The organism is Xenophilus arseniciresistens, assembly GCF_028023875.1.
Classification (GTDB): domain Bacteria; phylum Pseudomonadota; class Gammaproteobacteria; order Burkholderiales; family Burkholderiaceae_C; genus Xenophilus; species Xenophilus arseniciresistens.
Genome location: NZ_JAQIPB010000009.1, coordinates 221,721 through 233,859 on the forward strand (window position 1 = coordinate 221,721; position 12,139 = coordinate 233,859).

Annotated in this window: 12 protein-coding genes; 3 read left to right on the forward strand and 9 right to left on the reverse strand. The window is 61.1% G+C overall.

Annotated features, from left to right (window positions below):
* Positions 1-18: 18 nt before the first annotated feature.
* Positions 19-633: a glutathione S-transferase N-terminal domain-containing protein gene (locus PGB34_RS18760; protein WP_271429631.1), complete on the reverse strand. Its 615-nt coding sequence runs from the start codon at positions 631-633 to the stop codon at positions 19-21.
* A 148-nt stretch (positions 634-781) separates the two neighbouring features.
* Between PGB34_RS18760 and purB the strand changes: the two genes are divergently transcribed.
* A complete protein-coding gene (purB, locus tag PGB34_RS18765; protein WP_271429632.1) occupies positions 782-2,161 on the forward strand; it encodes an adenylosuccinate lyase in 1,380 nt (459 codons plus the stop codon).
* 82 nt (positions 2,162-2,243) lie between these two features.
* A complete protein-coding gene (locus tag PGB34_RS18770) occupies positions 2,244-2,804 on the forward strand; it encodes a YaeQ family protein (RefSeq protein WP_271429633.1) in 561 nt (186 codons plus the stop codon).
* Positions 2,805-3,064: 260 nt separating this feature from the next.
* On the opposite strand, the gene PGB34_RS18775 is transcribed toward PGB34_RS18770, so the two are convergent.
* Entirely contained in the window at positions 3,065-4,744 is a 1,680-nt protein-coding gene (locus tag PGB34_RS18775) for a type IV secretory system conjugative DNA transfer family protein (protein WP_271429634.1), read from the reverse strand.
* 33 nt (positions 4,745-4,777) lie between these two features.
* Between PGB34_RS18775 and PGB34_RS18780 the strand changes: the two genes are divergently transcribed.
* Entirely contained in the window at positions 4,778-5,017 is a 240-nt protein-coding gene (locus PGB34_RS18780; protein WP_271429635.1) for a hypothetical protein, read from the forward strand.
* A gap of 41 nt (positions 5,018-5,058) precedes the next feature.
* Here PGB34_RS18780 and PGB34_RS18785 read toward each other — a convergent pair whose 3' ends face one another.
* The 7 genes from PGB34_RS18785 to PGB34_RS18815 all read right to left on the reverse strand — a co-directional run bounded on the left by PGB34_RS18785 (position 5,059) and on the right by PGB34_RS18815 (position 12,062).
* Positions 5,059-6,129 (reverse strand): XVIPCD domain-containing protein, encoded by a 1,071-nt coding sequence (locus PGB34_RS18785; RefSeq protein ID WP_271429636.1) that lies wholly within the window; start codon positions 6,127-6,129, stop codon positions 5,059-5,061.
* 39 nt (positions 6,130-6,168) lie between these two features.
* On the reverse strand, positions 6,169-7,224 hold the full coding sequence (locus tag PGB34_RS18790; RefSeq protein WP_271429637.1) for a lysozyme inhibitor LprI family protein: 1,056 nt from the start codon (positions 7,222-7,224) through the stop codon (positions 6,169-6,171).
* Positions 7,225-7,310: 86 nt separating this feature from the next.
* Positions 7,311-8,750 (reverse strand): XVIPCD domain-containing protein, encoded by a 1,440-nt coding sequence (locus tag PGB34_RS18795; protein WP_271429638.1) that lies wholly within the window; start codon positions 8,748-8,750, stop codon positions 7,311-7,313.
* Positions 8,750-9,340: a hypothetical protein gene (locus PGB34_RS18800; protein WP_271429639.1), complete on the reverse strand. Its 591-nt coding sequence runs from the start codon at positions 9,338-9,340 to the stop codon at positions 8,750-8,752. Before PGB34_RS18800 ends, PGB34_RS18795 begins: the two co-directional genes overlap by 1 nt.
* 3 nt (positions 9,341-9,343) lie before the next feature.
* Positions 9,344-9,844 (reverse strand): DUF4189 domain-containing protein, encoded by a 501-nt coding sequence (locus PGB34_RS18805; protein WP_271429640.1) that lies wholly within the window; start codon positions 9,842-9,844, stop codon positions 9,344-9,346.
* Positions 9,841-10,953: a type IV secretion system protein gene (locus PGB34_RS18810; RefSeq protein ID WP_271429641.1), complete on the reverse strand. Its 1,113-nt coding sequence runs from the start codon at positions 10,951-10,953 to the stop codon at positions 9,841-9,843. Before PGB34_RS18810 ends, PGB34_RS18805 begins: the two co-directional genes overlap by 4 nt.
* Positions 10,954-11,240: 287 nt before the next feature.
* Positions 11,241-12,062, reverse strand: a complete 822-nt coding sequence (locus PGB34_RS18815) for a hypothetical protein (protein WP_271429642.1) — start codon at positions 12,060-12,062, stop codon at positions 11,241-11,243.
* Between the last annotated feature and the right edge of the window lie 77 nt (positions 12,063-12,139).

A 12,139-nucleotide genomic window follows, 5' to 3' on the forward strand; every position in this document is an offset into this window, starting at 1 on the left:
GTTTTGGCGTGGCGCGCTTCAGCTGGGCCGCGTGTCGGCGAAGCTGGGGCGCTGCAGCAGCTTGTCGTACAGGCGCTCCAGGTTGGCATGCGTGCCGCGCCAGTCCACCTCGGGGAAGCGGAAGGAAATCCAGCCCAGCGCACAGCCCACTGCGATGTCGGACAGGCTCAGGTGGATGCCGCTGCAGTAGGGCTTGTCGCCCAGCCCCTTGGCCATGGCGGCCAGGCCCTGCTCCACCTTGGCGCGCTGGCGCGCGATCCAGGTCTCGCTGCGCTGCGCGTCGCTGCGGCCGGGCCAGGTGGCTTCCAGGCGCCACAGCACGCCGGCGTCCATCACGCCGTCGGCCAGCGCTTCCCAGGTCTTGACCTCGGCGCGCTCGCGGCCGCCGCTGGGGATCAGCTTGCCCACGGGGGACAGGGTGTCCAGGTATTCGACGATCACGCGCGAATCGAACATGGCTTCGCCGCCGTCCATGACCAGGCAGGGCACCTTGCCCAGCGGGTTGGAGGTGGCGATCGTGGTGCCGTCGGCCCACACGTCTTCCTGGACGAACTGGTAGTCGAGCCGCTTTTCGGCCATGACCACGCGCACCTTGCGCACGTAGGGGCTGCTGGTCGAACCTATTAATTTCATGGCGGCGTGTCCCTCTCGAGAGTCGTACTTTTAACAAATGATTCTAGGGCGCGCAGCCGAAAGTAACAGGCAGCGCAAACCCAGTGGGCGACGGCTGTCGCCGATGCGAACCGGCGCTGCCCGCCGGCCCGGCACCTACAATTCCGGGATGAGTTTCTCCCCCGTTTCCGCCCTCTCCCCCCTTGATGGCCGCTATGCCGGCAAGCTGGCCGCGCTGCGCCCGCTGATGAGTGAGCAGGGCTACATGCATCGCCGCGTGCAGGTCGAGGTGGCGTGGTTCATCGCGCTGTCGGACTGCGGTTTCGACGAGTTCAAGCCCCTGACGCCTGGCGCGCGCAAGTACCTGATGGGCCTGGTGTCCAACTTCGGCGAAGCCGACGCGTTGGCCATCAAGGAGATCGAGAAGACCACCAATCACGACGTGAAGGCCGTCGAGTATTGGATCAAATCCAAGTTCGAGGCCCGGCCCGAGCTGCTCGCAGCGGCCGAGTTCGTGCACTTTGCCTGCACCAGCGAGGACATCAACAACACCAGCCACGCGCTGCAGATCCAGGGCGCGCGCGACCAGGTGCTGCTGCCGGCGCTGGACGGCATCCTGGCCACGTTGACGAAGATGGCCAAGGACTTCGCGGCGGTGCCCATGCTCAGCCGCACCCACGGCCAGACGGCCAGCCCCACCACCGTGGGCAAGGAAATCGCCAACGTCGCGGTGCGCCTGGCCAAGGCGCGCGAGCAGATCGCCGGCGTGAAGCTGCTGGGCAAGATGAACGGCGCCGTGGGCAACTACAACGCCCACCTTGCCGCCTGGCCCGACTTCGACTGGGAAGCCTTCAGCCGCAAGGTCATCGAGACGCCCGCGCCCCAGGGCCTGGGCCTCGTCTTCCAGCCCTACAGCATCCAGATCGAGCCGCATGACTACATGGCCGAGCTCTTCGATGCCGTGGCGCGGGCCGACACCATCCTCATCGACTTCTCGCGCGACGTCTGGGGCTACATCAGCCTGGGCTATTTCAAGCAGCGCCTGAAGGCCGGCGAGATCGGCTCCAGCACCATGCCGCACAAGGTCAACCCCATCGACTTCGAGAATGCCGAAGGGAACCTGGGCCTGGCCAATGCGCTGCTGCGCCATCTGTCCGAGAAGCTGCCCATCAGCCGCTGGCAGCGCGACCTGACCGATTCCACCGTGCTGCGCAACATCGGCGTGGCCTTTGGCTATGCGGTGCTGGCCTATGCCAGCCTGGCCACCGGCCTGGGCAAGCTCGAACTCAATGAAAAGGCGCTGGCCGAGGACCTGGACGCGAGCTGGGAAGTGCTGGCCGAGCCGATCCAGACCGTGATGCGCCGTTTTGGCGTGCAGGGCGCCTACGAGAAGCTCAAGGAAGTCACGCGCGGCCAGACGGTGACGGCGCAGGCGCTGCATGCGCTGATCCGCTCGCTGGAAATCCCCGAGGCCGAGAAGGAGCGCCTGCTCGCCATGACGCCGGGCAGCTACATCGGCAAGGCCGCCGATCTGGCCCGACGCATCTGACGACGACGCGAGGTTTGCGTTCAGCGTTCGGCGTCAAGCGGGCGCCACGCAAAACGCGCAACGCCCAACGCACGACCTCCCCATGGCCCTCAAATCCACCATCTTCAAGGCCAACGTGGCCGTGGCCGACATCGACCATGGCTACTACGCCGACCACGCGCTGACCCTGGCGCGCCACCCCAGCGAGACCGACGAGCGGATGATGGTCCGCCTGGTCGCGCTGGCGCTCAACGCGCACCAGTTGCAGGACACCTGCGGCGGCGACGGCACGCTGGCCTTCGGCGCCGGCCTGTCGGACCCGGACGAGCCCGATGTATGGCTGCGCGACTTCACGAGCCGTCCGCGCCTGTGGGTGGAAGTGGGCCAGCCCGAGGAAAAGCCCGTCATCAAGGCCTGCGGCAAGGCCGACGAGGTGCGGGTCTATGCCTTCAGCCACTCGGCCGACATTTGGTGGCGCGGCATCGAAACCAAACTCACGCGACCACAGAACCTGCAGGTTTGGCGCATTCCCACGGCGGCTTCGCAGCAGTTGACGGCATTGGCCCAGCGCAGCATGCAACTGCAGGCCACGGTGCAGGAGGGCGTGCTCACGCTGGGTGACGCCAGCACCACGGTGGACATTGAGCCGCTGCGCTGGCGCTAGCTGTGATGCGTTAATAGGTTGTTCATGGCCGAACTACGCGTGACCCGAGCCTTTGGGGTGACCCGTACCCGAATCAGTACCGCATTGAAGTAAAAACTTCCGGCTCCTCTGACATCGCCGTTGCGGTCTGCAGGCCGCAACGGCGCGCGAATTCGGCAGGTGTCTTTGAAACCGGCAGCAGCCCACTCAGACCGGCAGCGGATGCAGGCTTACTCCGCAGCATCGCACAATGCTGGAAGGCAGCGCCCGCGGCTCGGCGCTCAGATCGTCAGTTGCGGCACGCCCACCTTAGGCAAGAGTCGCTGTGTGAAGTGCTTGTCCTGATAGTAGCGAATCTTGTCGCATCTGATCGGATGAGGAACCCCTTCGAACAGGATCACCTCCTTGTCAGTGCCAAGCGCCTTGAGCTCCTGGGGCAGCATCAGGGCCCGACGCTCTTCGGACTCGCTTCGGCTCACCTCGCGGCCGCGGGTGATGTTCTTCTTTCGGATCGTGACGTATCCCATCATCTCCGAATAGTCGCTGGCATCTTGCTGTTCGCGCGGCGCATAGACGATCTGCAGAGCATGATTGGTGATCAGCGTACGCGCAACCTCCTTGCCGTAGGTCGCATCCAGTTGGGCCATGCTCTGGATGATCGGCAACAGGCGGACGTTGTAGCCGGCCATGTAGCTCACCGCCTGAGCAATGATGTTCACCTTCCCGATGCTGGTGAACTCGTCCATCAATAGCAGGCATTGATGCTTTAGCGCAGGATTGTTCTGAGGCAGCTCCTTGGTGTTGACGTTGATGAGCTGGCTGAAGAACAGATTGATGATCAATCGGCTTTCGGCCAACTTATTGGGCTGTATGCCGATGTAGACCGTCATCTTCTTGCGGCGAACGTCCGTCAACAGGAAGTCGTCGCCGCTCGTCGCTGCATCGAGCACCGGATTGATCCACGCGTTCAACGGCTCTTTAAAGGAGCCAAGTATCGAAGCGAAGGTCTCGGCCGCCTGCGAAAGCAGGTTCGCAAAGGCGGACCGTGCAGCTCCACCAAGGAACGGAGACTGGGCCAGACCCTCATAGAACTGTCGCAGATCGGTTCCATTTCCTGAAGACAGTTGATAGATGTGGCCGAGGGTTGGGACCACGCGGAACTTCTCTGGTACGCCGTTGCGGGCGTCTTCGTCTCGCCTCTCGAAAAGGTACAGCGAGAACGCCATGAACGCGTTGCGTGCCTGGCTGACCCAGAACTTCTGATCGTCAGAGCCATCCGGGTAGAGCATGGTTGCGATGCTCATGAGATCCGACACGCGGAACGCTTCATCGCTGGAGACGTAGGTCAATGGGTTCCAGCGGTGCGTGCGGCGGTCTTCGGCAAAGGGGTTGAAAAGAAAAATCTCCTGCCCCTGACTGGCACGCCATCCGCTCGTAAGGTCGAAGTTCTCTTGCTTGATGTCGAGCACCACGATCGACTCGCGGTAGTCCAGCAGGTTGGGAATAACCACACCGACGCCCTTGCCGGACCGAGTGGGCGCCGCAAGGATGACAAACTGCTGCCCCGACAACCGGAGGAATCGATCCTTGAATTTTCCCACCAGGACTCCCGAGTCCGAGGCCTTGAACAGGCCAAGTCTGGCAATATCAGCTTGGGTTGCAAAGCGCGCGTCGCCATGCAAGGAAGGACTTCGACGTCTGAGAAGCAACCCGAGCACCCCTAACCACAGTAGCAAGGCAGCCCCACCTCCCAGGTACCCGCCCCATTGGATGCGGTGCTGGTAGGGGCGATAAGCGGGCTGGTCCAACACGCGCAGATAGTCGATGTATGTTCTCCATGTCAGCGCGTCTGTGTCCACCTTGAGGAACAGCAAGGTGAGCCATCCCGCCATAAAGAGCCCCAATCCCGACAAAAGCGCGAGCGCAGCTGCACCCACAATCCATCGGCTTTTTGTGCTCATAGGTGATCCCGTCGCTTCTGAGTGAAGCGGAACATGCGTGGGAAGGCCGAGACCTTCGGCTCTGAACAACAGACAGCCGCTTCAGCAGCGGCGACGGTCGTCGCGTCGAGCCAGGATTCAGATGACTTCAGTCTGGCTATGACTGGCGCGAGTGGCCCGCTGTTGCGCATCGCCAGCCAAGGTTTACGCGGCGACGTCGCGGGCAACAGCCCGCGCAATCCGCGCATCTGCAACGTTCGCAACATCGCGTGGCCGGCACCAATCGCACGCTGACCAAACGCCTTTGAAACTGGCGCGCCCGTCACGAGAAGGCCTCAGTGCGTCGGCGCTAACTGAGGCGTGATTGCATGAGCCAAGGTGGGCCCGTCATGCTTTTGCAACGGTTCCTGAGCCTGCTCAAAGGCCTTGGCACTTGAGGCAAGCGAAGTGTCCAATGCTTGCAAGGTGGACGTATACGCCACCTTCGAGTGCACTGAGCCAGGTTTGCCTTGCAAGGCGACGAGCTTGCTGCCATCCTCGCTGGGCTCCAGTTGGTCGATGCGGCTGAGCCCCTTGATTGCAGCTGCCGCGGCAATCGCACCCGCGGCCTGCGTGGTGCGGTGGTCTGTGGCGATGCCGTGTGCGTTATTGAACGTCTGGAGGTGCACCAAGGCGTCTTTGAACAGGGGACTTGCTTGCAAGCGCTCGGCCGACAACGATGCGCCTTGCGCCCTAAGGCTCTGGGCCCCTCTTTCCACCAGGCTCCAATCCCCAGGCTGAATGCCGTCACCAATCTGTAGCGACCAAGCACTTTTGGCGTGTGCGAGCGTCGGCGCAGCATGGGTTTGCAGGGCATTGGAATAGGCGACGAGATTGCCGCTTCGATTGGCTGCCGAGACAACGGACGCCACAGCCGTCGCGTAGTCGGGGGACTTCGGGTCAAAGACCCCGCTGTGGTGCTTCTTCAGAAATTCATTTACCTGCGGTACCACGCCGATGGCCAGATGATTCTGCTGGTGCTTTTCGATGATCGCGTCCACCTTTGCGGCAATGGGGCCTTGCGGGTTGAAAACCGTCTCGTTCAGCGTCTTGCGCGCTTCCCTATATGAATCCGGGAACGCGACGTCGGGTCGCTTCACCGCATACTTCGCAAGATCGTCCGCCTGCGCTTGGGTGATGACCTTGTCAGTGACGCCCAGCGCTAGAATTTCTCTGTACGCTGCTTTGGCTTCTGAATTGTTGCCAATGTCGAGTTGGACCTGCCCGAAGGCAAAGCCAGATGCATAGCCATGGCCAGGCTTTCCTAAGACCGAATTCGGCACCGCGAGCGGCGCAATCTTGTTGTCGGCGGCGCCTTCAGATCCCTTTAGAACGGCGAGCGCTTCTTTGCTTGTGATGGAAGACATTCCGTACTCCTTGACTCAACGTGACAGTGTTTAAGGAATTTACTTTGGCAAAGGAAAGCTCTTTTTGGCAAGAGGCCTGAGAATTGAATATGGAATTTCACAAATGCAATTGCACGCGCCGTATCCGCCAAACGCATTGACGCCGTAAGTGACAATTGCTTTTTTCGCAGTGAAGGTCCAGTTCCGTAGGTCACCTGTCAGATCCGCGGTTTCACTCAGCGCGACATCTCCGCGATTGGCGTCGCCGTCCCAGTTCTTGATTTTCTGACTATTGGCTCGGTCGCGACAGTAAGAGAAAATTGTGTTGGCGTTGTCGGTGCCGAGTAGATCACCGAATTGAAGAATTTTCCCTGACTGCATTTCAATGTGAGTCGACTGCCTCCATGACTGGGGATGAGCTTGTCCGGTGTAGTAGTTTCCCTTGACGGTGGCAGAAATTATTTTGCTCGAAACAAAATTCAAACTCGGCTCAAGTGTCGAATAATATTGCTCGTCCTTTGCGGGCGCACTTGTGCTGCCTGCATGCCGAACGGCCTCCTGGAATTTTTCCTCCATAAAGGCATTTAAAGCCAGTTGTGCCTGGGTTGCCGGTTCCTCAAACTTCAAAAGCGTTGCCGTAATTTCTGCCCTTCCCTTGATGGCCGGCTGATGATGGAAATAGGGCCTGATCGGTGAAGGCGCGCTTCGCCCATCCTCCGAGCGCCCCTCCAGAAAATTGCGCCTTTGGATGTTGAGTCCAGCCAGGCAAGTACTTTCCTGGCCCGCACAAGCTCGATCTCGATCCTTGAGCCAAGCGCGCTGCGAAGCCTCTAAAGCGGCCTTCTCCTGGCCTGTGGCGATCCGAGTGTGGAGTCGGTCATAGGCCGATTCCATCGCGGCAGCCGCGGCCGCACTCTTTTTCTGCTGCGCTTGTGAGGCAGGCGCCTGCGCTGCCGCCATCAAGGGGAACACCAGTAGCGCAACAACCAGGTACCGATGCGCTCGCCGTGAGACTGGCCGCGGTGAAAGGCGCGCAACAAAGCGAAGCAATAGCTTTTGACCTTCCTGTGTCTCGGAGGACGCAAAAAGCATGGGATGAGTTGCGGCTATGTTCATATTGCTTCCCTGATCGATTAACTTCTTGTTTGGGCCACTCCGGGCCATTGCCGCTAGGCTACGGCGCCGACATCCCCATGAGGCATTCAATGCGCCATCGCTGGGGGCTGGACTTGGCCGCGCCCTTGACTGTGGCCTTGAGCCGGCGCCAAGCTCTCGCGCTGCGTCTGCTCAAACGCTCTGGAGCTGTCGGCCAGCGAAGTGTTCAAAGCCTGCTGTGTGGACACATCCACCAGCTTTGAATGCACGTGGCCGGGCGCGCCCTGCACGGCAATGAGCTTGCTGCCGTCTTCGCTGGGCTCCAGATGGTCAATGCGGCTCAAGCCCTTGGCGGCGGCCGCGGCAGCGATGGCGCCCGCAGCCTGCTCGATGCGCCGGTCGCTGGGGATGTCGTGGGCTGTGTTGTAAGCCTTCAGTTGGCCCAGGGCGTCTTGGTACAGAGGCTGGTCCACCAAAGCCCCCCGACCAGGGGGTGCAGGCGGCTGCACGACGCCTTGTATCCACGAGAGCCCGTCGTTGGCAGCGCCCCCGACTGCGCCTGCAGCCGTCTGCACCTGCGTGGCCGTGAACTGGGCGGCACCCACCATGGTCTGCTGCACCTTTTCGAGTGCGCTGCTCGAGATCGCATCGCTGGCTTGCATGGCCAGCCGCGCACGGGCCACGGTGGCGATGGGCAGCGGAAGGATGGCAGGGACCTCAGCGATCTTGTCCAGGTCGATGCGCCCCTGAATCACATCGCTTCGGTATTGCGCGATGGGCCCGGCATACGCCCGCGCACGCGCCTCGTTGGCCTCGCTCATGACCGATTCGCCAAGGATCTTGTTGGCTGGCAGGAAGTTGGCAATGGAATGGGCCGAGAGCTCGGCGGCCAGCAAGGGGTTGGCCGGCAGCAGTGAGCTACCGATGTAGCGCCCGCGCTGAAGGCCCTCGATGTCCTGGGCAGCGGCGTAGGTCTTGACCTGGCCCAGGTGATGGCCCCCCGCGCCCACCACGTCGGTGGCGCGCACGTGGTTGACGATGTTGGGAAAGCTGGCGTGCACATCAACCCCGTAGCGCCCGAGGTTGGTCAGGCCCCCGGGGCCGTAGGCGTTGAAGGTCTGCGCGGGGACGCCATACTTGGCGGCGGTGATCTGGGCCAGCGTGCCGCCCAGGGAGTGGCCGGTGATGGACAGGCTCAGAGGTTCGCCCTTCTTCTGCGCCTCCTGCCGAGCCAGCGCCATGGCCAGCTCTGTGAACTTCATGGCCTCGTCGAGTTGGTTGTTTCGACCGTGAAAAACCATGCCCAGGTCGGTGGCAGCGTCCTTCATGCTGGGCTCGGTGCCGCGGTGGGCGATGATGACTTGGCCTGTTCCGTCGGTGCGCCGATACGCTGTGCCCTGAAAACCCGTCTTGGGATCGTCCGCGACAGCAAGGATGGTGTATTTGACGCCGCTGATCGCGACGTCTTCACCACTCAGAAGCTCCTTTGATCGGTCCCTGTATGAATCGCTGGCCAGCCGCGCATTCTCGTTCGGGTCGTTCTTCATCACAGATCCCCCTTGGGCTCCAGAATCGTCGAGAAGAATTTTCCAGGGTCACGTCGAACGGCCTCGGTCAATGGCATTCCCCCTGTTTTTGTGTTTTTTATGACGAAGGGATCGTTGAAGTAGGACTTGGGAAAGTACTGAACCCTGGGGGAGCCAGTAGCGACTTCTTTCCCATCAAGACTTGCACCAAAAGTTACCTCTCCGGCCTTCATCTGCGCGTTGAAGGACATCAGACTCCATCGGCAAACCCCCAAGCCGTAATAGTCCTCATCCTGGAGCAGATCCAGATACACCGTGCCCCGATAGGTCTTAGGCGCTGTCTGGTGCAGCGTGACAGGCACACGATGGTCCACGCTAAGAACGGCTCCACTTATCAGCTGCATGGGCACGCAGTTCTCGTCGGTTTGGTAGTAAGAGAATGCGATCACCGACTCGAACGGCCCGGGGACGTCCTCGTCAATGGTCAGGGTGACTTCGTAGCGAAGCTTGGGATTTGGGTTGAGTTTGATATCGGGCTTTTTCATGGACTGGCCGCAGGCAGCGGTGGCAATGGCAAGGCCTAGCGCTAACACTGGCAATAGTGATTTCATGATCTACCGGACCCGTACAGGCAAGCTGCAGCCTTGGTAGTAGAGACGGCAGTTCTTGCCACTACGCTTGGTACATCGTTCAAATGCCGAATCGATTGCTCCTTGAAGCGTGTCTTCGGTGGTGAAGCTGTACCCCGCATCATGCGCTACTAATGCAGTACAGCCATTCCTATAAGAGTTCTCGAGAACACAGCTCGTGTTGCCCTGGGCCCTGCAGTCGTCCATGGCTGTCTTCTCGGCCTCGCTGCGGCTACGCATGTTGATCGCAGCGCCTAACGTGCCGCCGTTGGTGTCCACAGCTAGAGCGCCATAGCGGTCGTGCCAGATTTCGGGGCGCTGTTGGGGTTGCTGTTGCCCCGTGTAGTTGGGGTCGGGGCCACAGTAAGAGTTTGTAGGGGTGTGGTAAAGAATGGTGCCAGGCGAGCACTGCGCGTGAGCGGCAAAGCTCGCGAAAACCACAAGCAGCAGCCCCAGCACGCCCCGTATCAGTTGTCTGGTCATCATGCACCTCCATCAACCTTAAGTGCCCTTGGCGGTGGCAATGACGGCGCCGGGGCCTGCCTCACTTCGTCTGCTGCGCTCGGAACAAGCCCTCGGCGGCTTCCGGTCGTACTGTCAGCGAGCGGGGGAGTGCTTCTATCGGCTGCCCGTCCCTCTTTACCAAGCGACGGCTGGTACCCCACCTGCCCCGGCAGCCCCGATGCATTGGCCTGCGCCCCGCCTCCGCCCATGACCTGCGACACGCTGGAGAACTGGCCCACCGTCGCCCCAAAGAACTGAGCGGCCATGGGCGGCGCGGTCACCAGCAGCACCGTCATCAACAACCCGATGCCGCCTTGCTGCATCGCCTGGCTTGTCAGGCCCGCTCCCCCATCGCCCAGGCTCAACAGCGTGTTGATGGCACCCGCTGCCCACAGCGCCGCCGCCACGCGCAGCATCATCTCCATGATCACCGAGCACATGAAGCTCAGAATCGCCAAGCTGAACATGGTCGCGATTCCGTACTTCAGCCATCCATGGAACAGCTGCTTGGTGGACTCGTGCACCAGGCACAGGATGAAGATCGGCCCCAGCCCCACGAACAAGTTGATGGCAAAGGTGTACATCAGCAGCATGGCCCCGGCCGTGATGGGCGGGCCGGCCACGCCCAGCGCGCCGATCACCCAGGCGCGGCCCACGCTGGCCACGTTCTCGCCGCTGACGCCATTGTTCAGGCCTTGCACGTTGTCCATCGCGCTCATCACCACCGCGGTGTAAGCCAGCACCTTGTCGATGGCCTCATCGGGCGAGTCGTTGTTGCCCGTCACCAAATGGTGCACCCCTCTGGGCAGATCCGTCAGCAGCATCTGCTTGAGCGGAATGTTGCCCACCGCCATGGTCGTGGCCCCTGCCACGATGACGGCAATTCGGCTCATGTCCAGCACCATGCCCATCGCAGATTCGTGGCTGCGTCCGGTAAAAATGCGGAACCCTTTGGTGAGGATGATGATGGTGAGCACGACCAGCGCGATGCTGGTCGCGAAAGTCATCGTGCTGCCCAGCAAGTTGTCCCCGAAGTCGTTGATCTGCCGGGTGAGGTATTGCTTGATCAGGGCGAAGTAGGCGGCGTTCATGATGCTGTCCCTGCCTGAATGCCCGCAAGGAGAAGGGGGAGGGGTGGGCGATTCGCTCGTTTATGGCTGTGGAAGGCAGCGACGCAGATCAGCATTGGCTTCAGGGCGATCCTGAATGCGCTGCGACAGACCAGATCGTGGCGGGGCGCCCCTGTGCAGGCCACTGCCTGCCCAACAGCTCTCACCAGGCGTCGCACGGCGGCGGATAGCTCAAGCGGTTCCTGCAGCTTCATCGTGCCCATGGGTTGTGTCCGACTGCTTGATGTGCAGAAGGGCAGCCGTACGCGTCAGCGAATTGCCAGCGCCGCTGCAAGGGCACCGGTCTGGATCAGCTGGGCAGTCTGATTGCCCTTGACGCTGGCTTGCGTCAGCGCGTTCTGCTGGGTTTCATGAAACTTGATCGCAGCCTCGTACATGCCCAGGCGTGTGCGCCAGAAGCCCATCTCTGCCTGAAGTTTGTTGAGGGTCCGCAAAGATTCGTTCGTATTTGCCCAAAGGTCGCCCTGATTGCTGATGGATTCGCGTTTGCTGTCGATCTCCGTGAGTTGTTCGCTGTACTTCTGGAAGCGATTGACCATCTCGACACTGTCGTTGAGAGCCTGCACACGAAGCTGGATCAGCTCTTGGCAAATCCTCTGTTTGACGGTGGTGGGATCGCCTGAACTGAGCGTGGTCAGGCTGGTCAGCTGCTGACTGGCGATGCTGCCCTGGCCGGGGCAGGCCTTCTGTACGACCATGGCGGTGCTTGTGACCTTCTGAAGCTGGTTATTGGGCGTCAAGGTCGCGGTGAAGGCCAGCTTGGAAACCTTCGTCTGTATCTCTTTGAGGATGTTCGAGGCGGTCTTGTCAATACTAGAGGCCGTCTTGTCAATGCTGGAGGCCGTCTTGTTCAAGTCGCCGTCGCCGATGTTCTTGTTGATCTCCTTGAGCGTACTTCGGGCTTCCGTGTCGTAGACCTGAACGCCTTGTTGAGCGTGCGTGATACCGATGAAACCCAGGGAAGCGATGCCCACCAGGGTCATGCGAAGCAGGCGTCCAGCACCCAGCAATGTCTTCTTTGGCAGGGCATTCGCGAGGCGGTGGCGAAGAGGATTGGGTCGGCGATTCATGGTGGAGTCCGGAGGTTTATTGCTTCGCGCATTGCATCGACCAAGCTATGAGCCGTGGCCGTTGCGGGCGCTGGCTG

What these genes read in the sequence shown, in the direction of transcription:
- PGB34_RS18815 (WP_271429642.1), bottom strand. Translation starts at nt 12,062, where the DNA reads ATGAATCGCCGACCCAATCCTCTTCGCCACCGCCTCGCGAATGCCCTG.
- PGB34_RS18790 (WP_271429637.1), bottom strand. Translation starts at nt 7,224, where the DNA reads ATGAACATAGCCGCAACTCATCCCATGCTTTTTGCGTCCTCCGAGACA.
- PGB34_RS18775 (WP_271429634.1), bottom strand. Translation starts at nt 4,744, where the DNA reads ATGAGCACAAAAAGCCGATGGATTGTGGGTGCAGCTGCGCTCGCGCTT.
- purB (WP_271429632.1), top strand. Translation starts at nt 782, where the DNA reads ATGAGTTTCTCCCCCGTTTCCGCCCTCTCCCCCCTTGATGGCCGCTAT.
- PGB34_RS18780 (WP_271429635.1), top strand. Translation starts at nt 4,778, where the DNA reads ATGCGTGGGAAGGCCGAGACCTTCGGCTCTGAACAACAGACAGCCGCT.
- PGB34_RS18770 (WP_271429633.1), top strand. Translation starts at nt 2,244, where the DNA reads ATGGCCCTCAAATCCACCATCTTCAAGGCCAACGTGGCCGTGGCCGAC.
- PGB34_RS18760 (WP_271429631.1), bottom strand. Translation starts at nt 633, where the DNA reads ATGAAATTAATAGGTTCGACCAGCAGCCCCTACGTGCGCAAGGTGCGC.
- PGB34_RS18795 (WP_271429638.1), bottom strand. Translation starts at nt 8,750, where the DNA reads ATGAAGAACGACCCGAACGAGAATGCGCGGCTGGCCAGCGATTCATAC.
- PGB34_RS18785 (WP_271429636.1), bottom strand. Translation starts at nt 6,129, where the DNA reads ATGTCTTCCATCACAAGCAAAGAAGCGCTCGCCGTTCTAAAGGGATCT.
- PGB34_RS18810 (WP_271429641.1), bottom strand. Translation starts at nt 10,953, where the DNA reads ATGAACGCCGCCTACTTCGCCCTGATCAAGCAATACCTCACCCGGCAG.
- PGB34_RS18805 (WP_271429640.1), bottom strand. Translation starts at nt 9,844, where the DNA reads ATGATGACCAGACAACTGATACGGGGCGTGCTGGGGCTGCTGCTTGTG.
- PGB34_RS18800 (WP_271429639.1), bottom strand. Translation starts at nt 9,340, where the DNA reads ATGAAATCACTATTGCCAGTGTTAGCGCTAGGCCTTGCCATTGCCACC.